The sequence below is a fragment of the Pseudomonas sp. EZ-C24 genome, from assembly GCF_014525325.1.
GTDB classification, from domain to species: domain Bacteria; phylum Pseudomonadota; class Gammaproteobacteria; order Pseudomonadales; family Pseudomonadaceae; genus Aquipseudomonas; species Aquipseudomonas shirazensis.
In genome coordinates this window covers 82,569-103,186 of record NZ_JACDIU010000026.1, presented here as the reverse complement: position 1 = coordinate 103,186, position 20,618 = coordinate 82,569, and the positions used below count along the sequence as shown (strand labels likewise).

Sequence of the window (20,618 nt, the reverse complement as noted above, 5' to 3'; positions counted from 1 at the left end):
AGTCACTCTGATCAAGACCATCGCAATGGAAGACGGTCTGCGCTTCGCTATCCGTGAAGGCGGTCGTACCGTCGGCGCCGGCGTCGTAGCCAAAATCATCGAGTAATCACTCGATCGGTTAAAAAAGGCCTCCGCTCAGCGGGGGCCTTTTTTATTGGGTTGACACAAAATCGGACCGTCTATAGAATCACGCCTCCTTTTAGCGGGCGTAGTGCGTCCGTTGGGAACAGCCTGGAGTCTGAAATCCAATGCAAAATCAGCAAATCCGTATCAGGTTGAAGGCTTTCGACCATCGCCTGATCGACCAATCCACCCAGGAAATCGTGGAAACCGCGAAACGTACTGGTGCACAAGTGCGTGGTCCAATTCCACTGCCTACTCGCAAAGAGCGTTTCACCGTTCTGGTCTCCCCGCACGTCAACAAAGACGCGCGTGACCAGTACGAGATCCGCACTCATAAGCGCGTTCTGGACATTGTCCAGCCAACGGATAAAACCGTTGATGCGCTGATGAAGCTGGACCTTGCGGCAGGTGTGGAAGTACAGATCAGCCTCGGCTAAGACTTCGGTCTTAACCGTGTAACGCTCTGAAATGGGCGGCCATAGCGGGTGAAAGCCCCGTACACTCATGAGGTTTACAACATGACTATTGGTGTAGTCGGTCGTAAATGCGGTATGACCCGTATTTTCACCGAAGAAGGTGTCTCCATTCCGGTCACGGTCGTTGAGATCGAGCCGAATCGCGTCACCCAGTTCAAAACCGAAGAAACTGATGGCTACCGTGCAGTGCAAATCACTGTAGGCGAGCGTCGTGCTTCGCGTGTGACTGCTGCTCAAGCAGGTCACTTCGCTAAGGCGAACGTTGCCGCTGGTCGCGGTGTTTGGGAGTTCCGTCTTGAAGAAGGCGATTTCCAGGCTGGCGATCTGATCAAAGCTGAACTCTTTACTGCAGGCCAGCTGGTAGACGTCACCGGTCAGTCGAAAGGTAAAGGCTTCGCCGGTACCATCAAGCGCTGGAATTTCCGTGGCCAAGATAACACCCACGGTAACTCCGTATCGCACCGTGTTCCGGGTTCCATCGGCCAGTGCCAGACTCCTGGTCGTGTGTTCAAGGGCAAGAAAATGTCCGGTCACATGGGCGCCGAGCGCGTTACTGTGCAGTCCCTGGAAGTAGTTCGCGTAGACGCTGAACGCAACCTGCTGCTGATCAAGGGTGCCGTTCCTGGCGCTACTGGCGGCGACGTGGTTGTACGTCCAGCTGTCAAGGCTCGCGGTTAAGGGGAAACTGACATGCAACTTAACGTAAATGACGCTCAGGCGATCGAAGTTTCCGAACTGACCTTCGGTGGCGAATTCAACGAGACGCTGGTTCACCAAGCAGTCGTGGCCTACATGGCCGGCGGCCGTCAGGGCACCAAGCAGCAGAAGACCCGTTCCGACGTATCCGGTGGCGGTAAGCGCCCATGGCGTCAGAAGGGCACTGGCCGTGCTCGTGCTGGTACCATCCGTAGCCCGATCTGGCGCGGCGGTGGCACCACCTTCGCAGCTCGTCCTCAGGACCACTCGCAGAAGCTCAACAAGAAGATGTATCGCGCAGCAATGCGTTCCATCCTCGCTGAGCTGGTGCGCACCGACCGTCTGGTCGTTGTCCAGGACTTCGCTGTTGAAGCGCCAAAGACCAAAGATCTGCTGAACAAGCTGAATGGCATGGGCCTGACTGACGTCCTGATCGTATCGGACGCTGTTGATCAGAACCTGTACCTGGCTGCTCGTAACCTGCCGCACGTCGACGTTCGTGACGTACAAGGTTCCGATCCGGTCAGTCTGATCGCCTATGACAAAGTGTTGATCACTGTGTCGGCCGTGAAGAAATTCGAGGAGCTGCTGGGATGAACCAGGAACGCGTATTTAAAGTCCTCCTTGGCCCGCACGTTTCCGAGAAGGCTACCGTTCTGGCTGAGAAGAAAGGCCAGTTCGTATTCAAGGTTGCTACCGATGCAACCAAGCTGGAAATCAAGAAAGCTGTCGAAGGCCTGTTCGGCGTAAAAGTCGAAAACGTGTCGACTGTTAACGTATTGGGTAAAACCAAGCGTACCGCACGTGGTCTGGGCAAGCGTAATGACTGGAAGAAGGCGATCGTTTCCCTTCAGCCAGGCCAAGATCTCGATTTCAGCAGCAGTGCTGAGTAAGGAAGGGGTGCATCATGGCAATCGTTAAATGCAAACCGACTTCCCCTGGCCGCCGTTTCGTGGTCAAGGTGGTCAACAAGGAGCTGCACAAAGGCGCTCCTCACGCACCGCTGCTCGAGAAGAAATCGAAGTCTGGTGGTCGTAACAACAATGGCCGTATCACTACACGTCACGTGGGTGGTGGTCATAAGCAGCATTACCGTCTGGTCGACTTCCGTCGCAACGACAAAGATGGCATTCCAGCCACTGTCGAGCGTATCGAATACGATCCAAACCGTACTGCTCACATCGCCCTGCTGTGCTACGCAGACGGTGAGCGTCGCTACATCATCGCCCCTAAAGGCGTGAGCGCTGGCGATCAGCTGATCGCAGGTTCGCTGGCCCCAATCAAGGCCGGTAACTCCCTGCAGCTGCGCAACATCCCAGTAGGTAGCACCATTCACGGCATCGAACTGAAGCCGGGTAAAGGTGCACAGATCGCTCGTTCCGCTGGTGCTTCGGCTCAGCTGATCGCCCGCGAAGGTGTCTACGTGACCCTGCGTCTGCGCTCTGGTGAAATGCGTAAAGTCCTGGCTGAGTGCCGTGCGACCCTGGGCGAAGTCTCGAACTCCGAGCACAGCCTGCGTTCGCTGGGTAAAGCTGGTGCCAAACGCTGGCGTGGCGTTCGCCCAACCGTTCGTGGTGTTGCCATGAACCCGGTTGACCACCCACATGGTGGTGGTGAAGGTCGTACCTCCGGTGGTCGTCATCCGGTATCGCCATGGGGCTTCCCAACCAAGGGTGCGAAGACTCGTGGTAATAAGCGTACCGACAAAATGATCGTCCGTCGTCGCAAGTAAATAGAGGGATACGACAGTGCCACGTTCTCTGAAAAAAGGTCCTTTTATCGATCTTCACCTACTGAAGAAGATCGAAGTGGCGGCGGAAAAGAATGATCGCAAACCGGTGAAAACCTGGTCGCGTCGTTCGATGATCCTGCCACAAATGGTCGGTCTGACCATCGCGGTACATAACGGTCGTCAACATGTCCCAGTTCTCGTGAACGAAGACATGGTCGGCCACAAACTGGGCGAGTTCGCCGGTACCCGCACTTATCGCGGGCACGTGGCTGACAAGAAAGCCAAGCGTTAAGGGGTTAGGAAATGGAAGTAGCCGCTAAGTTGTCGGGCGCTCGAATCTCCGCCCAGAAAGCCCGCTTGGTCGCCGACCAGATCCGCGGGAAGAAGGTGGGCGAAGCGCTCAACCTGTTGGCCTTCAGCAGCAAAAAAGCCGCTGAAATCATGAAGAAAGTCCTCGAGTCGGCCGTTGCCAACGCCGAACACAACGAAGGCGCAGACGTTGATGACCTGAAGGTCTCCACCGTTTTCGTCAACGAAGGGCGTTCGCTGAAGCGCATCATGCCGCGTGCCAAAGGCCGCGCTGATCGCATCGTCAAGCGGTCTTGCCATATCACTGTCAAGGTTGCGGACAAGTAACGGAGTCGATCAGATGGGTCAGAAAGTACATCCCACTGGCATTCGCCTGGGAATCGTCAAGGAGCACACGTCCGTCTGGTATGCAGATGGCGCGACTTACGCAGATTACCTGTTGAAGGATCTGAAAACTCGTGAGTACCTCCAAGACAAACTAAAAAGCGCGTCCGTAAGCCGTATCGATATCCATCGTCCGGCCCAAACTGCACGCATCACCATCCACACCGCTCGTCCAGGTATCGTTATCGGGAAGAAAGGTGAAGATGTTGAGAAGCTGCGTCAGGACCTGACCAAGCAGATGGGTGTGCCTGTGCACATCAACATCGAAGAGATCCGCAAGCCGGAACTCGACGCCATGCTGGTTGCGCAAAGCGTAGCTCAGCAGCTGGAGCGCCGCGTAATGTTCCGTCGTGCTATGAAGCGCGCCGTGCAGAACGCCATGCGTATTGGTGCCAAGGGCATCAAGATCCAGGTGAGCGGTCGTCTCGGCGGTGCCGAGATTGCTCGTACCGAGTGGTATCGCGAAGGTCGTGTGCCGTTGCACACCCTGCGTGCTGATATCGACTACAACACCTACGAAGCTCACACCACTTATGGTGTGATCGGTGTGAAGGTTTGGATCTTCAAAGGCGAAGTAATTGGTGGTCGCCAAGAAGAGCTGAAACCACAAGCACCAGCGCCTCGTAAAAAAGCTGCTAAGTAAGGGGTACGCCAAATGTTGCAACCTAAGCGTACAAAATTCCGCAAGCAGATGACCGGCCACAACCGTGGTCTGGCACTGCGCGGTAGCAAAGTCAGCTTCGGCGAGTTCGCCTTGAAAGCTGTCGCCCGCGGTCGCCTCACCGCTCGCCAGATCGAGTCTGCACGTCGTGCTCTGACTCGTCACGTTAAGCGTGGCGGCAAGATCTGGATCCGTGTGTTCCCGGACAAGCCGGTTACCAAGAAGCCTCTTGAAGTGCGGATGGGTAAAGGTAAGGGTTCCGTGGAATACTGGGTTGCCCAGATCCAGCCAGGCAAAGTCCTGTATGAGATCGAGGGTGTTTCTGAAGAGCTGGCGCGCGAAGCATTCGCCTTGGCTGCTGCAAAGCTGCCACTCGCCACCTCCTTTGTTAAGCGGACGGTGATGTGATGAAAGCGAATGAACTTCGTGAAAAATCGGCACAGCAGCTGAACGAGCAACTGCTCGGCCTGCTGCGCGACCAGTTCAATCTGCGTATGCAGAAAGCAACTGGCCAGTTGGGGCAGTCGCACCTGCTCTCGCAAGTTAAGCGTGACATCGCTCGCGTGAAAACTGTGCTCAACCAGCAGGCAGGTAAGTGATCATGGCTGAAGCTGAAAAAACCGTCCGTACGCTGACTGGCCGTGTCGTCAGCGACAAAATGGACAAGACCATCACCGTTCTGATCGAGCGTCGCGTAAAGCACCCGATCTACGGTAAATACGTTAAGCGTTCGACTAAGCTGCACGCGCACGACGAAACCAATCAGTGCAAAATCGGCGACAAAGTTTCCATTAGCGAAACTCGTCCGCTGGCCAAGACCAAGTCTTGGGCACTGGTTGAAGTCCTCGAACGCGCTGTTGAAGTCTAAGGGCTAGGGGTCGGAGAAATTTTATGATTCAGACTCAATCCATGCTCGATGTGGCCGATAACAGCGGCGCTCGTCGCGTCATGTGCATCAAGGTGCTCGGCGGTTCCCACCGTCGTTACGCCGGCATCGGTGACATCATCAAAGTAACCGTCAAGGAAGCAATTCCGCGCGGTAAGGTCAAAAAAGGCCAGGTGATGACCGCCGTAGTCGTACGTACCCGTCATGGTGTACGTCGCGCTGACGGTTCCATCATTCGTTTCGACGGTAACGCTGCTGTTCTGCTGAACAACAAGCAAGAGCCGATCGGCACTCGCATCTTCGGGCCAGTGACCCGTGAACTTCGCAACGAGAAGTTCATGAAGATCGTCTCGCTCGCCCCTGAAGTGCTCTAAGGAGATCCGACATGCAAAAGATTCGTCGTGACGACGAGATCATCGTGATCGCCGGCAAAGACAAAGGTAAGCGCGGTAAGGTGCTGAAGGTTCTCGCTGACGACCGTCTGGTCATCGGTGGTGTAAACCTGGTCAAGCGCCATACCAAGCCTAACCCGATGGCGGGCGTACAGGGCGGTATCGTCGAAAAAGAAGCGCCTCTGCACGCTTCCAACGTTGCCATTTTCAATGGTGAAACCAACAAGGCTGACCGCGTTGGCTTCAAGGTTGAAGACGGCAAGAAAATTCGTGTCTTCAAGTCGACCCAGAAAGCGGTTGATGCTTGAACACTGCTAGGTAGAAGACAATGGCACGACTCAAAGAGATTTACCGGAACGAAATCGCTCCCAAGCTTAAGGAAGAACTTAAGCTCGCGAACGTGATGGAAGTTCCACGCGTAACCAAGATCACCCTGAACATGGGTCTGGGCGAAGCTGTCGGTGACAAAAAAGTCATCGAAAACGCTGTAGCCGACCTGGAAAAGATCACTGGTCAAAAGCCGGTCGTGACTTTCGCTCGCAAGTCCATTGCGGGTTTCAAGGTTCGTGAAGGTTGGCCGATCGGCGTTAAAGTTACTCTGCGCCGTGACCGTATGTACGAGTTCCTGGACCGCCTGCTGGCGATCTCCCTGCCTCGGGTTCGCGACTTCCGCGGCCTGAATGCCAAGTCCTTCGATGGTCGTGGCAACTACAGCATGGGCGTGAAAGAGCAGATCATCTTCCCGGAAATCGACTACGACAAGATCGATGCTCTGCGCGGTCTGGACATTACCCTGACCACCACTGCTCGTTCGGATGACGAAGGCCGCGCTCTGCTGCGTGCATTCAAATTCCCGTTCCGCAACTGATTGGAGTAGGAAAATGGCCAAGAAGAGCATGAAAAACCGCGAGCTGAAGCGTCAGCTCACGGTAGCCAAGTACGCCAAAAAGCGTGCCGAGCTGAAAGCGACCATCGTCAACCTGAACGCATCGCCAGAAGAGCGTTATGCCGCCGTCGTCGCACTGCAAAAGCAGCCGCGTGACGCCAGCGCCGCTCGTCTGCGCAACCGTTGCCGCCTGACCGGCCGTCCTCACGGTGTATACCGTAAGTTCGGTCTGGGCCGTAACATGCTGCGTCAAGCTGCAATGCGTGGTGACGTACCAGGTCTGGTTAAAGCCAGCTGGTAAGCGCCAGGGTTCTGGCGGGAGGGGAGCAATCTTCCGACCGCCGGTGACCTCGCTTCTAAACAAGCCCCTATATGGGGCTTGTTTCGTTTCTAGGTTGTGTCTAGAATGATCGGCTCACCCGAGCCCGGGTCTTTTGTCCTGGGTGCTTGGGTGGTTGTGATAGCCGAGAGGCTAATAATTCTTGTATCAGGAGCATCTAGCCCATGAGTATGCAGGACCCGTTAGCGGACATGCTAACTCGCATCCGTAATGCCCAGATGGCTGAAAAGTCCGTCGTAAGCATGCCTTCTTCGACTCTGAAGGTTGCGGTTGCCCAAGTTCTGAAGGACGAAGGTTACATCGCTGGTTACCAGGTAAGCAGCGAAGTCAAACCCTCCCTGTCGATCGAGCTGAAGTACTTCGAAGGCCGTCCGGTCATCGAAGAGCTGAAGCGCGCCAGCCGACCAGGCCTGCGTCAGTACAAGGCCGTTACAGATCTGCCGAAAGTTCGTGGCGGTCTGGGCGTGTCTATCGTCTCCACCAACAAAGGTGTGATGACGGATCGTGCTGCACGTGCCGCCGGTGTTGGTGGCGAAGTTCTGTGCACAGTGTTCTAAGGGGGGATAAGCATGTCTCGCGTCGCTAAGAACCCCGTAAAGCTGCCGTCCGGTGTCGAAGTCAAATTCGCCGGCCAACAGCTTTCGGTGAAGGGTGCCAAGGGCACTCTCGAACTGAACGTTCATTCGTCTGTTGAAGTTACCGAAGAGTCTGGTGAGCTGCGTTTTGTCGCTCGCAATGGTGACCAGCAAGCTCGCGCCATGGCCGGTACTACCCGCGCTCTGGTGAACAACATGGTCCAAGGCGTAAGCCAAGGCTTCGAGCGCAAGCTCCAGCTGGTCGGTGTTGGTTACAAGGCTCAGGCCAAGGGCACCGTCCTGAACCTGGCTCTGGGCTTCTCTCACCCAGTAGACTACGAGCTTCCAGCCGGCATCACCGCTGAAACGCCTAGCCAGACCGATATCCTGATCAAGGGCATCGACAAGCAGCTGGTAGGTCAGGTGGCCGCTGAAATCCGCGACTTCCGTCCACCAGAGCCGTACAAAGGCAAAGGTGTGCGTTACGCGGACGAAGTCGTCCGTCGTAAAGAAGCCAAGAAGAAGTAGGGCCTAGCAAATGACCGACAAAAAAGTTACTCGACTGCGTCGCGCTCGCAAAGCACGCCTGAAAATGCACGAGCTCGAAGCCGTGCGTTTGTGCGTGTTCCGCTCCTCGCAGCACATTTATGCCCAAGTCATCTCGGCCGACGGCAGCAAGGTTCTGGCAAGCGCCTCTACCTTGGACAAAGACCTGCGTGATGGCGCCACCGGCAACATCGACGCGGCCACTAAGGTTGGCAAGCTGGTAGCTGAGCGCGCGAAAGCCGCCGGTGTATCTCAAGTTGCCTTTGACCGTTCCGGCTTCAAGTACCATGGCCGCGTCAAAGCGCTGGCTGATGCTGCTCGTGAAGGCGGGCTGGAGTTCTAAGTTATGGCAAATAACGATCAAAAGCGCGACGAAGGCTACATCGAGAAGCTGGTTCAAGTTAATCGCGTAGCCAAGACCGTCAAAGGCGGCCGTATCTTCACCTTCACCGCGTTGACCGTGGTTGGTGATGGTAAGGGCCGTGTAGGCTTCGGCCGTGGCAAATCGCGCGAAGTACCAGCCGCGATCCAGAAAGCCATGGAAGCTGCCCGTCGCAACATGATTCAGGTTGACCTGAAAGGCACCACTCTGCAGTACGCCACCAAGGCCGCCCACGGCGCCTCGAAGGTTTACATGCAGCCTGCCTCCGAAGGTACCGGTATCATCGCTGGCGGCGCTATGCGTGCTGTCCTGGAAGTTGCTGGTGTCCAGAACGTTCTGGCCAAGTGCTACGGTTCGACCAACCCAGTGAACGTGGTTTACGCCACCTTCAAGGGTCTGAAGGCCATGCAATCTCCTGAATCCATTGCTGCCAAGCGCGGCAAGAGCGTTGAGGAGATCTTCTAATGGCTGCCACCGTTAAAGTCACGCTGATCAAAAGCACCGCCGGCCGTCTGCCTAACCACAAACTGTGTGTTAAAGGCCTGGGTCTGCGTCGCATTGGTCACACCGTAGAAGTACTTGATACTCCCGAGAATCGCGGGATGATCAACAAGGCTTACTACATGCTGCGCGTCGAGGGTTAATCGATGAAACTCAATGATCTGAGTCCAGCGCCGGGTTCCCGTCGCGAGAAGCATCGTCCGGGTCGTGGTATCGGTAGCGGTTTGGGTAAGACTGGTGGCCGCGGCCACAAAGGTCAGACCTCCCGTTCCGGTGGCACCATCGCTCCGGGCTTCGAAGGCGGTCAACAGCCGCTGCACCGTCGTCTGCCGAAATTCGGCTTCGTTTCGCTGAAAGCCATGGACCGCGCAGAAGTGCGTCTGTCCGAGCTGGCCAAAGTGGAAGGCGATGTTGTCACCGTGCAATCCTTGAAGGATGCCAACGTGATCAACCAGAACGTACAGCGTGTGAAAATCATGCTGTCTGGCGAAGTCACTCGCGCAGTTACCATCAAGGGCATCGCAGCCACCAAAGGTGCGCGTGCGGCTATCGAAGCAGCTGGCGGCAAATTCGAGGAATAAATGGCTAAGCAAGGTGCTCTCTCTTCGCTCGGTAAGGGCGGGATGTCGGAACTCTGGGCTCGTCTGCGCTTTCTGTTCATGGCGATCATCGTCTATCGGATAGGTGCGCATATCCCGGTGCCTGGCATCAACCCGGACCGTCTGGCGGATCTGTTTCGACAGAATGAGGGGACCATTCTTAGCTTGTTCAACATGTTTTCCGGTGGTGCGCTGGAGCGCATGAGCATCTTTGCACTGGGGATCATGCCGTACATCTCGGCATCGATCATCATGCAGCTCATGACCGCTGTCAGCCCACAGCTGGAGCAGTTGAAGAAGGAAGGTGAAGCTGGCCGTCGCAAGATCAGCCAGTACACCCGCTACCTCACTGTAATCCTGGCATTGGTTCAAGCGATTGGCATGTCCATTGGCTTGGCCAACCAGGGCGTGGCGTTCTCTGCAAGCCTTGGCTTCCATGTGGTTGCCGTCTCCACCTTCGTGGCAGGCGCAATGTTCATGATGTGGCTGGGTGAGCAGATTACCGAGCGCGGTGTGGGCAACGGTATCTCGATGTTGATTTTCGCGGGTATCGTTGCCGGTCTTCCGAGAGCAATCGGGCAGTCTTTCGAGTCTGCGCGCACAGGCGATATCAACATTTTCGCCCTGGTCGCTATCGGTTTGCTGGCAGTAGCGATTATCGGTTTTGTGGTGTTCATTGAGCGTGGTCAGCGTCGAATCGCCGTTCACTACGCCAAGCGTCAGCAGGGCCGCAAGGTCTTTGCTGCGCAGACCAGCCACTTGCCGCTCAAGGTGAACATGGCAGGGGTAATCCCGGCTATTTTCGCCAGCAGCATTCTGCTGTTCCCGGCTTCGCTGGGTGCCTGGTTCGGTCAGTCCGAAGGTATGGGCTGGCTGCAAGACATCTCGCAGTCGATCGCTCCTGGTCAGCCGTTGAACATTTTGCTGTTTAGTGCAGGGATCATTTTCTTCTGCTTCTTCTACACAGCGTTGATGTTCAACCCGAAAGACGTAGCGGAAAACCTGAAGAAGTCCGGTGCCTTTATTCCGGGTATCCGTCCTGGTGAGCAGTCGGCGCGCTACATTGATGGCGTTCTGACTCGTCTGACCATGTTCGGTGCTCTTTACATGATGGCCGTATGCCTTCTGCCCCAGTTCCTTGTGGTGGCTGCAAACGTGCCGTTCTATCTCGGCGGGACGTCGTTGTTGATCGTGGTAGTGGTTGTGATGGACTTCATGTCCCAAGTACAATCCCACCTCGTTTCGCACCAGTACGAATCCCTGATGAAGAAAGCCAACCTGAAAGGCTATGGCGGCAGCAGCTTGCTGCGCTGACAGGCCCCTAAGGTTCGAGGAGTTGGTCATGAAAGTTCGTGCATCGGTGAAAAAGCTGTGCCGTAACTGCAAGATTATTCGCCGCGAAGGTATCGTGCGAGTAATTTGCAGCGCGGAACCGCGTCACAAGCAGCGCCAAGGCTGAGTGTGATCCGCGCTACAAGCCCAGCAGCTAGTGCGCTGCTGGGTTGATTAATTGTTTCTACAGCGATATTATCTCGCGCCCTATTTCTTGGCTTCCGGGGCGTAGGTAGCTGTCAATTGGAGTCCCACTGAATGGCCCGTATTGCAGGCGTCAACATTCCAGATAACAAGCACACTGTTATCTCGCTGACCTACATCTATGGTGTCGGTCGCACAACTGCACAGAAGATTTGTGCAGACACTGGGGTTAACCCAGCCGCAAAGATCAAGGATCTGAGCGACGAGCAGATTGAAACGCTGCGTAGCGAAGTCGCCAAGTTCACCACTGAAGGTGATCTGCGCCGTGACATCAACATGAAGATCAAACGCTTGATGGACCTGGGCTGCTACCGCGGTCTGCGCCATCGTAAAGGTCTGCCGGTTCGCGGTCAGCGCACCAAGACCAATGCACGCACCCGTAAGGGCCCGCGTAAGCCGATCCGCAAGTAATCGCACCAGCGAATCGACAGGAAAATAGACATGGCAAAACCTGCTGCTCGTCCTCGTAAAAAAATCAAAAAGACAGTGGTTGATGGCATCGCCCACATCCACGCGTCTTTCAACAACACCATCGTGACCATCACCGACCGTCAGGGCAATGCTTTGTCCTGGGCAACGTCCGGTGGTTCGGGTTTCCGTGGTTCGCGCAAATCCACCCCGTTTGCAGCTCAGATTGCTGCTGAACGAGCTGGTCAAGCTGCGCTGGAATACGGTCTGAAAAACCTCGACGTAAACGTCAAGGGTCCAGGTCCAGGTCGTGAGTCCGCCGTTCGTGCTTTGAACAGCTGCGGCTACAAGATCGCCAGCATCACCGACGTGACGCCAATCCCGCATAACGGGTGCCGTCCGCCGAAGAAGCGTCGCGTGTAATCAGGAGACAGATAAATGGCACGTTACATTGGTCCAAAATGCAAACTGTCTCGCCGTGAAGGCACTGACCTTTTCCTGAAGAGCGGCGTTCGCGCTCTGGAATCGAAGTGCAACATCGAAGCAGCCCCAGGTATCCACGGCCAGCGCCGTGGCCGTCAGTCCGACTACGGTACCCAGCTGCGCGAGAAACAAAAAGTCCGTCGTATCTACGGTGTTCTGGAGCGTCAGTTCCGCGGTTACTACCAAGCTGCAGCCTCGAAAAAAGGCGCAACTGGTGAGAACCTGCTGCAACTGCTCGAGTGCCGTCTGGATAACGTCGTTTACCGTATGGGCTTCGGCTCGACTCGTTCCGAGTCGCGTCAGCTGGTTTCGCACAAAGCGATCAGCGTCAACGGTAAGACTGTAAACATTCCATCTTACCAAGTTCGTCCGGGTGACGTGGTCTCGGTTCGTGAGAAATCGCTGAACCAGCTGCGCATTGTTCAAGCCCTTGAACTGTGCTCTCAGCGCGGCCGCGTTGAGTGGGTAGACGTGGATGCTGCTAAAAAGTCGGGCGTTTTCAAGAACGTTCCTGCTCGCAGCGACCTGTCTGCCGACATCAACGAAAACCTGATTGTCGAGCTCTACTCCAAGTAAGGGCTAGAAAATAGGTGCATCCATGCAGATTTCGGTAAATGAGTTCCTGACTCCCCGCCACATTGATGTGCAGGTAGTCAGTCCGACCCGCGCCAAGATTACGCTCGAGCCTCTCGAGCGTGGTTTCGGCCATACCCTGGGCAACGCGCTGCGCCGCATCCTGTTGTCCTCCATGCCTGGCTGTGCAGTAGTCGAGGCCGAGATCGATGGCGTACTCCATGAGTACTCCGCGATCGAAGGTGTACAGGAAGACGTAATTGAAATCCTGTTGAACCTGAAAGGCCTGGCTATCAAACTGCACGGTCGTGACGAAGTTACGCTGACCTTGTCGAAAAAGGGTTCGGGGGTGGTTACCGCTGCCGATATTCAGCTGGATCACGATGTCGAGATCGTCAACCCCGATCACGTAATCGCGAACCTGGCGTCCAACGGCGCCCTGAACATGAAGCTCACTGTAGCTCGTGGTCGCGGTTACGAGCCGGCCGACTCTCGTCAGACTGACGAAGATGAAAGCCGCAGCATTGGCCGTCTTCAGCTGGACGCTTCGTTCAGCCCGGTGCGTCGTATCGCCTATGTGGTCGAAAACGCCCGTGTTGAGCAGCGTACCAACCTGGACAAGCTGGTCATTGATCTGGAAACCAACGGTACTCTGGACCCAGAAGAGGCAATCCGTCGTGCCGCGACCATCCTGCAACAGCAGCTGGCCGCGTTCGTGGATCTCAAAGGTGACAGTGAGCCGGTAGTGGTCGAGCAGGAAGACGAGATCGATCCGATCCTGCTGCGTCCGGTTGACGACCTGGAACTGACCGTACGGTCTGCCAACTGCCTCAAGGCGGAGAACATCTACTACATCGGCGACCTGATTCAGCGCACCGAAGTAGAGCTGTTGAAAACTCCTAACCTGGGCAAGAAGTCCCTGACTGAAATCAAGGACGTTTTGGCTTCCCGTGGTCTGTCCCTCGGCATGCGCCTCGACAACTGGCCGCCTGCAAGTCTTAAGAAGGACGACAAGGCGACTGCCTGATCGTCGTAATCACCGAACGTAGTGTTTGGTAAGGAATGAATCATGCGTCATCGTAAAAGTGGACGTCACCTGAGCCGTACCAGCTCTCACCGCAAGGCTATGTTCCAGAACATGGCAGTGTCGTTGATCGAGCACGAGCTGATCAAAACTACTCTGCCAAAAGCCAAGGAACTGCGCCGCGTTGCCGAGCCGCTGATCACCCTGGCCAAGGAAGATAGCGTAGCCAACCGTCGTCTGGCTTTCGACCGTACCCGTTCGAAATCCGCTGTTGGCAAGCTCTTCAACGATCTGGGCAAGCGCTACGCCACCCGTCAGGGCGGCTACCTGCGTATCCTGAAGTGCGGTTTCCGCGCTGGCGACAACGCGCCTATGGCGTACGTCGAGCTGGTTGATCGTCCAGTCGGTGGTGCTGTAGAAGCTGCCGAGTAAGACGTTCTGTCTGCTACAAAAAACCGGGCCTAGTGCCCGGTTTTTTGTGTCTGTAATTATTGTTAATTCCTATCGCCTCAAATCGATCAATGAATTAGCTCTTGTAATGCCGCTCCCCGATACTGTCCGCAAGCCGACAAACGGCAGATCAAGACCGTCAAGGAGAGCCCATGAGCAAGATTCTTACCACCGCCAGCGGTGCACCTGTAGCTGACAACCAGAATTCCCGTTCGGCCGGCCCTCGCGGCCCGCTGCTGCTTGACGACTTCCACCTGCTGGAAAAACTCGCCCACTTCAACCGCGAGAACATCCCTGAGCGCCGTGTACACGCCAAGGGCTCGGGCGCCTACGGTACCTTCACCGTAACACGCGATATCACCCGCTACACCTGTGCCAAACTGTTCGACAAGGTTGGCAAGCAAACCGAGACCTTTTTGCGCTTCTCCACCGTAGGTGGCGAGCGCGGCTCGGCTGACACCGAACGTGACCCGCGTGGCTTCGCGCTCAAGTTCTACACCGAGGAAGGCAATTGGGACATCGTGGGCAACAACACCCCGGTGTTCTTCATCCGCGACCCCCTGAAGTTTCCTGACTTCATCCACACGCAGAAGCGCCATCCGCAGAGCAACCTGAAGAACGCCCAGATGATGTGGGACTTCTGGTCGCATTCGCCTGAGGCGCTGCACCAGGTCACGATCCTGTTCTCTGATCGGGGTATCCCGGACGGCTACCGTCACATGCACGGCTTCGGCAGCCATACCTACAGCCTGATCAGCGCGAGCGGTGAGCGCACCTGGGTCAAATGGCACTACAAGACTCAGCAGGGCATCAAGAACCTGGCACCGGCCGAAGCAGCTCGCCTGGCGGGTACTGACCCTGATTACGCCCAGCGTGACCTGTTCGAGGCGATTGAACGCGGTGACTATCCGCGCTGGACTGTGTGCATTCAGGTCATGAGCGAGGAGCAGGCAGCCAATCGAGCGGAGAATCCTTTCGATGTGACCAAGACCTGGTCGCAGAAGGAATTCCCTTTGATCGAGGTTGGCGTGCTTGAACTCAACCGCAACCCGCTCAACTACTTTGCCGAAGTCGAGCAAGCCACCTTCGGCCCAAGCAACATGGTTCCAGGTGTCGGCCTGTCGCCAGACCGGATGCTGCAAGGGCGTGTGTTTGCCTATGCCGATGCGCACCGCTACCGCGTAGGCACCAATCACCAGCATCTGCCGGTCAACGCCGCTCGCAGCCCGGTGCACAGCTACCAGCGCGATGGCGCGATGGCTTCCGGTAGCTATGGCAGTGCGCCTAACTACGAGCCGAACAGCTACAGCGATGCGCCCAAGCAGTCGCCGCAGCATGCCGAGCCGGCGCTTGCCCTGACCGGCGCAGCCGATCGTCACGACCACCGTGAGGACGGCGATTACTACAGCCACGCCGGGGCCTTGTTCCGCTTGATGAGCCCTGAGCAACAAACACTGCTGATCAACAACATTGCCGGCACCATGGCAGGTGTCAGCGCAGTTGTGGTGATGCGCCAGTTGCAGCACTTCTCCAAGGCAGATCCAGCCTACGGCGAAGGAATTGCCAAGGCGTTGGGGCTGAATCTCGCCTGAGTCGGAATGATAAGTAGAACCGCCCTCATTTGGGCGGTTTTTCAATGAATATCACTACTGTTTAGGCGTTTTTTTGCATGTTATTGCGCGTTTTTCAGTGACCTTGCAGCAGTCCTGGTTCACACTATGCACATAGCGCTTTCACATGGAGAACCAGGGCGATGCAAGGTCACCCGGACGTAATCGATTACCTCAACACGTTGCTCACCGGCGAGCTGGCAGCACGTGATCAGTATTTCATTCATTCGCGCATGTACGAAGACTGGGGCTTGTCCAAGCTCTACGAGCGCATCAACCATGAAATGGAAGAAGAGGCGCAACACGCCGACGCCCTGATGCGCCGCATTCTCATGCTGGAAGGCACCCCGCGCATGCGTCCGGATGATCTGGACGTGGGCACCACTGTGCCGGAAATGCTCGCAGCCGACTTGCGCCTCGAGTACAAGGTGCGCGCAGCGTTGTGCAAAGGCATTGAATTGTGCGAAACGCACAAGGATTACATCAGCCGCGACATCCTGCGTCAGCAGTTGGCAGATACCGAAGAAGATCACACTTATTGGCTGGAAAAGCAGCAGGGTCTGATCAAGGTCATCGGCCTGCAGAACTACCTGCAATCGCAGATGTAATCAGCTTGCCGTAACGGGCTGCATGGTTGTAAAAAAGCCCCCGGTAGCTCGCTACCGGGGGCTTTTTTTGTAGGCTTACGCCCGGTCACGCTCCAGCAACGGCTTGAGGTAGTGGCCGGTATACGACTGCTTCATCTTGGTCACCTCTTCAGGCGTACCCACCGCGATGATCTGGCCGCCCTTGGAGCCGCCCTCCGGGCCGAGGTCGACCAGCCAGTCGGCGGTCTTGATCACGTCCAGATTGTGTTCGATCACCACTACGGTGTTGCCGTGATCGCGCAAGCGGTGCAGTACATCGAGCAACTGCTGGATATCGGCGAAGTGCAGGCCGGTAGTCGGTTCATCGAGGATGTACAGCGTCTTGCCGGTATCGCGCTTGGACAGCTCACGGGATAGCTTGACCCGCTGCGCCTCGCCCCCGGAGAGGGTCGTGGCCGACTGACCAAGCTTGATGTACGACAGGCCGACATCCACCAGCGTCTGCAGCTTGCGCGCCAGCGCCGGCACTGCATCGAAGAATGCGCGGGCATCCTCGATGGTCATTTCCAGCACCTCGTGGATGTTCTTTCCTTTGTACTTGATCTCCAGCGTCTCGCGGTTGTAGCGCTTGCTCTTGCACACGTCGCAGGGCACGTAGATGTCCGGCAGGAAGTGCATCTCGACCTTGATCAGGCCATCGCCCTGACACGCTTCGCAGCGGCCGCCCTTGACGTTGAACGAGAACCGTCCCGGACCATAACCGCGCGCACGCGACTCGGGCACCCCTGCAAACAGCTCGCGCACCGGCGTGAAGATGCCGGTATAGGTCGCCGGGTTGGAGCGTGGGGTACGGCCAATCGGGCTCTGGTCGATGTCGACCACTTTGTCCAGATGCTGCAGGCCGTCCATGCTGCTGTGTGCGGCGGCCTCATGGCTGGTAGCGCCGTTCAGCGCAGTCGCCGCCAGCGGGAACAGCGTGTTGTTGATCAGCGTCGACTTGCCCGACCCGGAGACACCGGTCACGCAAGTCAGCAAGCCTATCGGGATTTCCAGATCGACGTTCTGCAGGTTGTTGCCACGCGCGCCTTTGAGCTTGAGCGACAGCTTCTTGTCACGGGGGGTGCGCTTGGCCGGCACAGCGATCTTCTTGCGCCCGGACAGGTAGGCACCGGTCAGCGAATCAGGGTGGTCCATGACCTCCTGTGGCGTGCCCTCGGCAACGATCTGGCCACCATGTACACCAGCGCCCGGGCCGATGTCGACAACGTAGTCAGCCAGGCGAATGGCGTCCTCGTCGTGCTCCACCACAATCACCGTGTTGCCCAGGTCGCGCAAGTGATTGAGCGTGCCGAGCAAGCGGTCGTTATCGCGCTGATGCAAGCCAATCGAAGGCTCGTCGAGGATATACATGACGCCCACCAGGCCCGCGCCGATCTGGCTGGCCAGGCGAATACGCTGCGCTTCGCCGCCGGAGAGGGTGTCGGCACTGCGATCCAGGGTCAGGTAATCAAGGCCGACGTTGACCAGAAACTGCAGGCGCTCGCAAATCTCCTTGAGGATCTTCGAAGCGATCTCGCCGCGGCGACCGGTCAGGGTCAGCTCGCTGAAGTAGGTGCTGGCATCGCCAATCGGCAGGTTGGTCACCGCTGGCAGGGTTTTCTCGCCAACCCATACATGTCGCGACTCACGGCGCAGGCGCGTGCCGCGACAGTCCGGGCATGGCTGCGTACCGAGGAACTTGGCCAGCTCTTCACGCACCGTGGCCGACTCGGTCTCGCGGTAACGTCGCTCCAGATTCGGCACGATGCCTTCAAACGGGTGCGAGCGCTTGACGATATCGCCACGGTCATTCAGGTATTTGAAGTCGACGTTCTGCTTGCCGCTGCCCTGCAGAATGATCTTTTGATCCTCTGCTGCCAGTTCAGCGAACGGTTGTTCCAGGCTGAAGCCAAAATGCGCGGCAAGCGAGCCAAGCATCTGGAAGTAGTACACGTTGCGCCGGTCCCAGCCACGGATCGCGCCCTCGGCCAGGGTCAGCTCGGTGTTGACCAGGCGCTTGGTGTCGAAGTACTGCTTCACGCCCAGGCCATCGCAGGTCGGGCACGCGCCAGCCGGGTTGTTGAAGGAGAACAACTTGGGTTCCAGCTCGCTGATGGCATGGCCGCAGACCGGGCAGGCAAAGCGCGCAGAGAAGATGATTTCTTCGCCGGGCTCGTCGTCCATCGGCGCGACCAGGGCAATGCCGTCAGCCAGCTTCAGCGCTGTCTCGAACGACTCGGCCAGGCGCTGCTGCAGGTCGCTGCGGACCTTGAAACGGTCGACCACGACATCGATGCTGTGTTTTTTCTGTTTCTCAAGGGTCGGCAGCTCGTCCATCTCGTACAGCTTGCCGTTGACCCGCACGCGCACAAAGCCCTGCGCGCGCAGCTCGTCGAACACCGCCAGGTGCTCGCCCTTGCGCTCGCGGATGACCGGCGCCAGCAGCATCAACTTGCTGCCCTCAGGTTGCTCGAGCACCAGGTCGACCATCTGGCTGACCGTTTGCGCTTCCAGCGGGATGTCATGGTCCGGGCAGCGCGGGGTACCTACCCGTGCATACAGCAGACGCAGGTAGTCGTAGATTTCGGTAATTGTGCCGACCGTCGAGCGCGGGTTGTGCGAGGTTGATTTCTGCTCGATCGAGATTGCCGGGGAAAGGCCCTCGATGGTGTCGACGTCGGGCTTTTCCATCATCGACAGGAATTGCCGGGCGTAAGCCGACAACGACTCGACATAACGGCGTTGACCCTCGGCGTAGAGGGTGTCGAAAGCCAGCGATGACTTGCCGGAACCGGACAAACCGGTGATCACGATCAACTTGTCCCGGGGCAGGGTCAGGTCGATGTTCTTCAGGTTGTGGGTACGTGCCCCACGAATCAGAATCTTGTCCACTGCGGCCTCGCTTGGCGGGCATAAACATAGAAGTATACGGCGCGCTGCCATTACGCGGCAAAGCGTCGCGTATATGCCGTCAAGGCGTGGGACTGATAGAATCGCCGCCGGTTCACACGAGGTTTATCCATGCACGACACCCACAACGAGCGCATGAGTGGTAGCGAGACTCGCGCCGCCGGTGGCCTGGCCCTGGTCTTTGCCTTTCGTATGCTGGGCATGTTCATGGTGCTGCCGGTACTTGCCACCTACGGCATGGACCTGGCCGGCGCCACGCCTGCGCTGATCGGCCTGGCCATCGGTGCCTACGGCCTGACCCAGGCGGTGCTGCAGATCCCGTTCGGGATGATCTCCGACCGCATCGGCCGGCGCCCGGTGATCTACCTTGGGCTGATCATCTTCGCCCTCGGCAGTGTGCTGGCAGCCCAGGCCGACTCGATCTGGGGCGTGATCGCCGGGCGCATTCTGCAGGGCGCCGGGGCGATCTCGGCAGCGGTCATGGCGCTGCTCTCCGACCTGACCCGAGAACAGCACCGGACCAAGGCCATGGCCATGATCGGCATGAGCATCGGTTTGTCGTTTGCCGTGGCAATGGTTGTGGGGCCATTGTTGACGCGCGCCTTTGGTTTGTCGGGATTGTTCCTCGCGACTGCAGGACTTGCCCTGGTCGGCATCCTGCTGGTGGCCTTCTTCGTGCCGCATGCGCACAGCACCCTGCAGCACCGCGAGTCGGGGGTGGCGCGCAAGGCCATCGGCCCAACCCTGCGCCATCCGGACCTTCTGCGCCTGGACGTGGGTATTTTCGTCCTGCATGCGATCCTCATGGCCAGCTTCGTTGCGCTGCCCTTGGCCTTTGTCGAACGCGGCGGCCTGCCCAAGGAAGAACACTGGTGGGTATACCTGACCGCGTTGTTCGTCTCATTTTTTGCAATGGTGCCGTTCATTATCTACGGCGAAAAAAAGCGCAAGATGAAGCGTGTGTTGCTCGGCGCGGTAAGCGTTCTGCTGCTGGTCGAGGTGTTCTTCTGGCAGTGGGCTGACAACTTGCACGGACTGGTGATCGGCACCGTGATATTCTTTACTGCCTTCAACCTGCTGGAGGCATCCTTGCCTTCGCTGGTCAGCAAGGTGTCGCCCGCCGGCGGCAAGGGAACGGCCATGGGGGTTTATTCCACCAGCCAGTTCCTCGGTGCCGCGCTGGGAGGAATCATCGGTGGCTGGTTATTCCAGCATGGTGGTCTGGGCATGGTGTTCGTCGGTTGTGCGCTGCTGTGTGCTGTGTGGTTGGTCGTCGCCTTGAGCATGAACGAGCCGCCCTATGTGACCAGCCTGCGCATGCCACTGACGCCTGAGGCGGTCCGGGAAGCCGGGTTGACCGAACGCCTGATGGCCGTGCCGGGTGTGACCGACGCCGTGGTGGTGGCAGAAGAAGCCGCCATCTATATCAAACTGGATACGAAAATTTTGGACCGTGCGACCCTCGAGCGTCTGGTAAATCCAGCCTCATCGGCGTGCGAAGCCTAGGAGA

The 20,618-nt window shown here is 57.4% G+C and carries 32 protein-coding genes and 1 pseudogene; 32 read left to right on the top strand and 1 reads right to left on the bottom strand.

The features are described from left to right. From IDM28_RS20330 to bfr, 31 genes and pseudogenes are all read left to right on the top strand, one after another. Positions 1–106 (top strand): annotated as a pseudogene (locus IDM28_RS20330) (elongation factor Tu); the annotation flags it as partial. 142 nt (positions 107–248) lie between these two features. Further along, positions 249–560 carry a 30S ribosomal protein S10 gene (rpsJ, locus tag IDM28_RS20325; RefSeq protein WP_003186070.1) on the top strand — a complete coding sequence of 104 codons (312 nt, stop codon included), beginning with the start codon at positions 249–251 and terminating at the stop codon, positions 558–560. 81 nt (positions 561–641) lie between these two features. Beyond that, positions 642–1,277 (top strand): 50S ribosomal protein L3, encoded by a 636-nt coding sequence (gene rplC / locus IDM28_RS20320; protein WP_101322345.1) that lies wholly within the window; start codon positions 642–644, stop codon positions 1,275–1,277. A gap of 12 nt (positions 1,278–1,289) precedes the next feature. Beyond that, complete coding sequence (gene rplD / locus IDM28_RS20315) at positions 1,290–1,892, top strand: 50S ribosomal protein L4 (RefSeq protein ID WP_101322344.1); 603 nt, start codon at positions 1,290–1,292, stop codon at positions 1,890–1,892. Then, entirely contained in the window at positions 1,889–2,188 is a 300-nt protein-coding gene (rplW, locus tag IDM28_RS20310; protein WP_010220306.1) for a 50S ribosomal protein L23, read from the top strand. The genes rplD and rplW overlap by 4 nt, the downstream gene beginning before the upstream one ends. A 14-nt stretch (positions 2,189–2,202) precedes the next feature. Further along, complete coding sequence (rplB, locus tag IDM28_RS20305; protein WP_101322343.1) at positions 2,203–3,027, top strand: 50S ribosomal protein L2; 825 nt, start codon at positions 2,203–2,205, stop codon at positions 3,025–3,027. 16 nt (positions 3,028–3,043) lie between these two features. Further along, complete coding sequence (gene rpsS / locus IDM28_RS20300) at positions 3,044–3,319, top strand: 30S ribosomal protein S19 (RefSeq protein WP_002555486.1); 276 nt, start codon at positions 3,044–3,046, stop codon at positions 3,317–3,319. An 11-nt stretch (positions 3,320–3,330) separates the two neighbouring features. Continuing rightward, entirely contained in the window at positions 3,331–3,663 is a 333-nt protein-coding gene (gene rplV, locus IDM28_RS20295) for a 50S ribosomal protein L22 (RefSeq protein WP_003103908.1), read from the top strand. 13 nt (positions 3,664–3,676) lie between these two features. Continuing rightward, positions 3,677–4,363, top strand: a complete 687-nt coding sequence (gene rpsC / locus IDM28_RS20290; protein ID WP_003255481.1) for a 30S ribosomal protein S3 — start codon at positions 3,677–3,679, stop codon at positions 4,361–4,363. A 12-nt stretch (positions 4,364–4,375) separates the two neighbouring features. Next, positions 4,376–4,789 (top strand): 50S ribosomal protein L16, encoded by a 414-nt coding sequence (gene rplP, locus IDM28_RS20285; RefSeq protein WP_009397508.1) that lies wholly within the window; start codon positions 4,376–4,378, stop codon positions 4,787–4,789. Further along, positions 4,789–4,980 (top strand): 50S ribosomal protein L29, encoded by a 192-nt coding sequence (gene rpmC / locus IDM28_RS20280; RefSeq protein ID WP_002555481.1) that lies wholly within the window; start codon positions 4,789–4,791, stop codon positions 4,978–4,980. Before rplP ends, rpmC begins: the two co-directional genes overlap by 1 nt. A gap of 2 nt (positions 4,981–4,982) precedes the next feature. After that, entirely contained in the window at positions 4,983–5,249 is a 267-nt protein-coding gene (rpsQ, locus tag IDM28_RS20275; protein WP_101322342.1) for a 30S ribosomal protein S17, read from the top strand. A gap of 23 nt (positions 5,250–5,272) precedes the next feature. After that, entirely contained in the window at positions 5,273–5,641 is a 369-nt protein-coding gene (gene rplN, locus IDM28_RS20270; RefSeq protein WP_011063774.1) for a 50S ribosomal protein L14, read from the top strand. Between the two features lie 11 nt (positions 5,642–5,652). Continuing rightward, a complete protein-coding gene (rplX, locus tag IDM28_RS20265; protein WP_003255476.1) occupies positions 5,653–5,967 on the top strand; it encodes a 50S ribosomal protein L24 in 315 nt (104 codons plus the stop codon). 20 nt (positions 5,968–5,987) lie between these two features. Next, positions 5,988–6,527 (top strand): 50S ribosomal protein L5, encoded by a 540-nt coding sequence (rplE, locus tag IDM28_RS20260; protein ID WP_101322341.1) that lies wholly within the window; start codon positions 5,988–5,990, stop codon positions 6,525–6,527. Between the two features lie 13 nt (positions 6,528–6,540). Next, positions 6,541–6,846, top strand: coding sequence for a 30S ribosomal protein S14 (gene rpsN, locus IDM28_RS20255; RefSeq protein WP_101322340.1), 306 nt, complete (start codon positions 6,541–6,543; stop codon positions 6,844–6,846). 203 nt (positions 6,847–7,049) lie between these two features. Next, complete coding sequence (rpsH, locus tag IDM28_RS20250; protein ID WP_101322339.1) at positions 7,050–7,442, top strand: 30S ribosomal protein S8; 393 nt, start codon at positions 7,050–7,052, stop codon at positions 7,440–7,442. A gap of 12 nt (positions 7,443–7,454) precedes the next feature. Next, positions 7,455–7,988, top strand: a complete 534-nt coding sequence (gene rplF, locus IDM28_RS20245) for a 50S ribosomal protein L6 (RefSeq protein ID WP_003255469.1) — start codon at positions 7,455–7,457, stop codon at positions 7,986–7,988. A 10-nt stretch (positions 7,989–7,998) separates the two neighbouring features. Next, entirely contained in the window at positions 7,999–8,349 is a 351-nt protein-coding gene (gene rplR, locus IDM28_RS20240) for a 50S ribosomal protein L18 (RefSeq protein WP_029614571.1), read from the top strand. Positions 8,350–8,352: 3 nt separating this feature from the next. Continuing rightward, positions 8,353–8,853: a 30S ribosomal protein S5 gene (rpsE, locus tag IDM28_RS20235; RefSeq protein ID WP_003255465.1), complete on the top strand. Its 501-nt coding sequence runs from the start codon at positions 8,353–8,355 to the stop codon at positions 8,851–8,853. Then, complete coding sequence (rpmD, locus tag IDM28_RS20230) at positions 8,853–9,032, top strand: 50S ribosomal protein L30 (RefSeq protein WP_101322338.1); 180 nt, start codon at positions 8,853–8,855, stop codon at positions 9,030–9,032. Before rpsE ends, rpmD begins: the two co-directional genes overlap by 1 nt. Positions 9,033–9,035: 3 nt before the next feature. Continuing rightward, positions 9,036–9,470: a 50S ribosomal protein L15 gene (gene rplO, locus IDM28_RS20225; RefSeq protein WP_010220318.1), complete on the top strand. Its 435-nt coding sequence runs from the start codon at positions 9,036–9,038 to the stop codon at positions 9,468–9,470. Next, positions 9,471–10,802, top strand: a complete 1,332-nt coding sequence (gene secY, locus IDM28_RS20220; RefSeq protein WP_101322337.1) for a preprotein translocase subunit SecY — start codon at positions 9,471–9,473, stop codon at positions 10,800–10,802. A 28-nt stretch (positions 10,803–10,830) separates the two neighbouring features. Continuing rightward, entirely contained in the window at positions 10,831–10,947 is a 117-nt protein-coding gene (rpmJ, locus tag IDM28_RS20215; RefSeq protein WP_011531897.1) for a 50S ribosomal protein L36, read from the top strand. 131 nt (positions 10,948–11,078) lie between these two features. Further along, positions 11,079–11,435 (top strand): 30S ribosomal protein S13, encoded by a 357-nt coding sequence (rpsM, locus tag IDM28_RS20210; RefSeq protein WP_101322336.1) that lies wholly within the window; start codon positions 11,079–11,081, stop codon positions 11,433–11,435. 30 nt (positions 11,436–11,465) lie between these two features. Then, a complete protein-coding gene (gene rpsK, locus IDM28_RS20205) occupies positions 11,466–11,855 on the top strand; it encodes a 30S ribosomal protein S11 (RefSeq protein ID WP_012270237.1) in 390 nt (129 codons plus the stop codon). Between the two features lie 15 nt (positions 11,856–11,870). Next, complete coding sequence (rpsD, locus tag IDM28_RS20200; protein WP_101322335.1) at positions 11,871–12,491, top strand: 30S ribosomal protein S4; 621 nt, start codon at positions 11,871–11,873, stop codon at positions 12,489–12,491. 22 nt (positions 12,492–12,513) lie between these two features. Beyond that, positions 12,514–13,515 (top strand): DNA-directed RNA polymerase subunit alpha, encoded by a 1,002-nt coding sequence (locus IDM28_RS20195; protein WP_003255452.1) that lies wholly within the window; start codon positions 12,514–12,516, stop codon positions 13,513–13,515. A gap of 42 nt (positions 13,516–13,557) precedes the next feature. Further along, on the top strand, positions 13,558–13,944 hold the full coding sequence (rplQ, locus tag IDM28_RS20190) for a 50S ribosomal protein L17 (RefSeq protein WP_003255451.1): 387 nt from the start codon (positions 13,558–13,560) through the stop codon (positions 13,942–13,944). A gap of 170 nt (positions 13,945–14,114) precedes the next feature. Then, the gene (locus tag IDM28_RS20185) at positions 14,115–15,554 is read left to right on the top strand and encodes a catalase (RefSeq protein ID WP_188036763.1); all 1,440 of its coding nucleotides are present in this window, start codon (positions 14,115–14,117) and stop codon (positions 15,552–15,554) included. A 161-nt stretch (positions 15,555–15,715) separates the two neighbouring features. Next, positions 15,716–16,180: a bacterioferritin gene (gene bfr, locus IDM28_RS20180; RefSeq protein WP_101322333.1), complete on the top strand. Its 465-nt coding sequence runs from the start codon at positions 15,716–15,718 to the stop codon at positions 16,178–16,180. A 75-nt stretch (positions 16,181–16,255) separates the two neighbouring features. Here the strand turns inward: bfr and uvrA are convergent, their stop codons facing one another. Then, positions 16,256–19,090 (bottom strand): excinuclease ABC subunit UvrA, encoded by a 2,835-nt coding sequence (gene uvrA / locus IDM28_RS20175; RefSeq protein ID WP_178080799.1) that lies wholly within the window; start codon positions 19,088–19,090, stop codon positions 16,256–16,258. Positions 19,091–19,219: 129 nt separating this feature from the next. Between uvrA and IDM28_RS20170 the strand changes: the two genes are divergently transcribed. Then, positions 19,220–20,614, top strand: coding sequence for an MFS transporter (locus IDM28_RS20170; protein ID WP_188036762.1), 1,395 nt, complete (start codon positions 19,220–19,222; stop codon positions 20,612–20,614). Positions 20,615–20,618: the final 4 nt, after the last annotated feature.

Bases quoted from the DNA above. Each gene is read 5' to 3' on its own strand.
- rpsJ (WP_003186070.1), top strand. From the start codon at position 249: ATGCAAAATCAGCAAATCCGTATCAGGTTGAAGGCTTTCGACCATCGC.
- rplC (WP_101322345.1), top strand. From the start codon at position 642: ATGACTATTGGTGTAGTCGGTCGTAAATGCGGTATGACCCGTATTTTC.
- rplD (WP_101322344.1), top strand. From the start codon at position 1,290: ATGCAACTTAACGTAAATGACGCTCAGGCGATCGAAGTTTCCGAACTG.
- rplW (WP_010220306.1), top strand. From the start codon at position 1,889: ATGAACCAGGAACGCGTATTTAAAGTCCTCCTTGGCCCGCACGTTTCC.
- rplB (WP_101322343.1), top strand. From the start codon at position 2,203: ATGGCAATCGTTAAATGCAAACCGACTTCCCCTGGCCGCCGTTTCGTG.
- rplV (WP_003103908.1), top strand. From the start codon at position 3,331: ATGGAAGTAGCCGCTAAGTTGTCGGGCGCTCGAATCTCCGCCCAGAAA.
- rpsC (WP_003255481.1), top strand. From the start codon at position 3,677: ATGGGTCAGAAAGTACATCCCACTGGCATTCGCCTGGGAATCGTCAAG.
- rplP (WP_009397508.1), top strand. From the start codon at position 4,376: ATGTTGCAACCTAAGCGTACAAAATTCCGCAAGCAGATGACCGGCCAC.
- rpmC (WP_002555481.1), top strand. From the start codon at position 4,789: ATGAAAGCGAATGAACTTCGTGAAAAATCGGCACAGCAGCTGAACGAG.
- rpsQ (WP_101322342.1), top strand. From the start codon at position 4,983: ATGGCTGAAGCTGAAAAAACCGTCCGTACGCTGACTGGCCGTGTCGTC.
- rplN (WP_011063774.1), top strand. From the start codon at position 5,273: ATGATTCAGACTCAATCCATGCTCGATGTGGCCGATAACAGCGGCGCT.
- rplX (WP_003255476.1), top strand. From the start codon at position 5,653: ATGCAAAAGATTCGTCGTGACGACGAGATCATCGTGATCGCCGGCAAA.
- rplE (WP_101322341.1), top strand. From the start codon at position 5,988: ATGGCACGACTCAAAGAGATTTACCGGAACGAAATCGCTCCCAAGCTT.
- rpsN (WP_101322340.1), top strand. From the start codon at position 6,541: ATGGCCAAGAAGAGCATGAAAAACCGCGAGCTGAAGCGTCAGCTCACG.
- rpsH (WP_101322339.1), top strand. From the start codon at position 7,050: ATGAGTATGCAGGACCCGTTAGCGGACATGCTAACTCGCATCCGTAAT.
- rplF (WP_003255469.1), top strand. From the start codon at position 7,455: ATGTCTCGCGTCGCTAAGAACCCCGTAAAGCTGCCGTCCGGTGTCGAA.
- rplR (WP_029614571.1), top strand. From the start codon at position 7,999: ATGACCGACAAAAAAGTTACTCGACTGCGTCGCGCTCGCAAAGCACGC.
- rpsE (WP_003255465.1), top strand. From the start codon at position 8,353: ATGGCAAATAACGATCAAAAGCGCGACGAAGGCTACATCGAGAAGCTG.
- rpmD (WP_101322338.1), top strand. From the start codon at position 8,853: ATGGCTGCCACCGTTAAAGTCACGCTGATCAAAAGCACCGCCGGCCGT.
- rplO (WP_010220318.1), top strand. From the start codon at position 9,036: ATGAAACTCAATGATCTGAGTCCAGCGCCGGGTTCCCGTCGCGAGAAG.
- secY (WP_101322337.1), top strand. From the start codon at position 9,471: ATGGCTAAGCAAGGTGCTCTCTCTTCGCTCGGTAAGGGCGGGATGTCG.
- rpmJ (WP_011531897.1), top strand. From the start codon at position 10,831: ATGAAAGTTCGTGCATCGGTGAAAAAGCTGTGCCGTAACTGCAAGATT.
- rpsM (WP_101322336.1), top strand. From the start codon at position 11,079: ATGGCCCGTATTGCAGGCGTCAACATTCCAGATAACAAGCACACTGTT.
- rpsK (WP_012270237.1), top strand. From the start codon at position 11,466: ATGGCAAAACCTGCTGCTCGTCCTCGTAAAAAAATCAAAAAGACAGTG.
- rpsD (WP_101322335.1), top strand. From the start codon at position 11,871: ATGGCACGTTACATTGGTCCAAAATGCAAACTGTCTCGCCGTGAAGGC.
- IDM28_RS20195 (WP_003255452.1), top strand. From the start codon at position 12,514: ATGCAGATTTCGGTAAATGAGTTCCTGACTCCCCGCCACATTGATGTG.
- rplQ (WP_003255451.1), top strand. From the start codon at position 13,558: ATGCGTCATCGTAAAAGTGGACGTCACCTGAGCCGTACCAGCTCTCAC.
- IDM28_RS20185 (WP_188036763.1), top strand. From the start codon at position 14,115: ATGAGCAAGATTCTTACCACCGCCAGCGGTGCACCTGTAGCTGACAAC.
- bfr (WP_101322333.1), top strand. From the start codon at position 15,716: ATGCAAGGTCACCCGGACGTAATCGATTACCTCAACACGTTGCTCACC.
- IDM28_RS20170 (WP_188036762.1), top strand. From the start codon at position 19,220: ATGCACGACACCCACAACGAGCGCATGAGTGGTAGCGAGACTCGCGCC.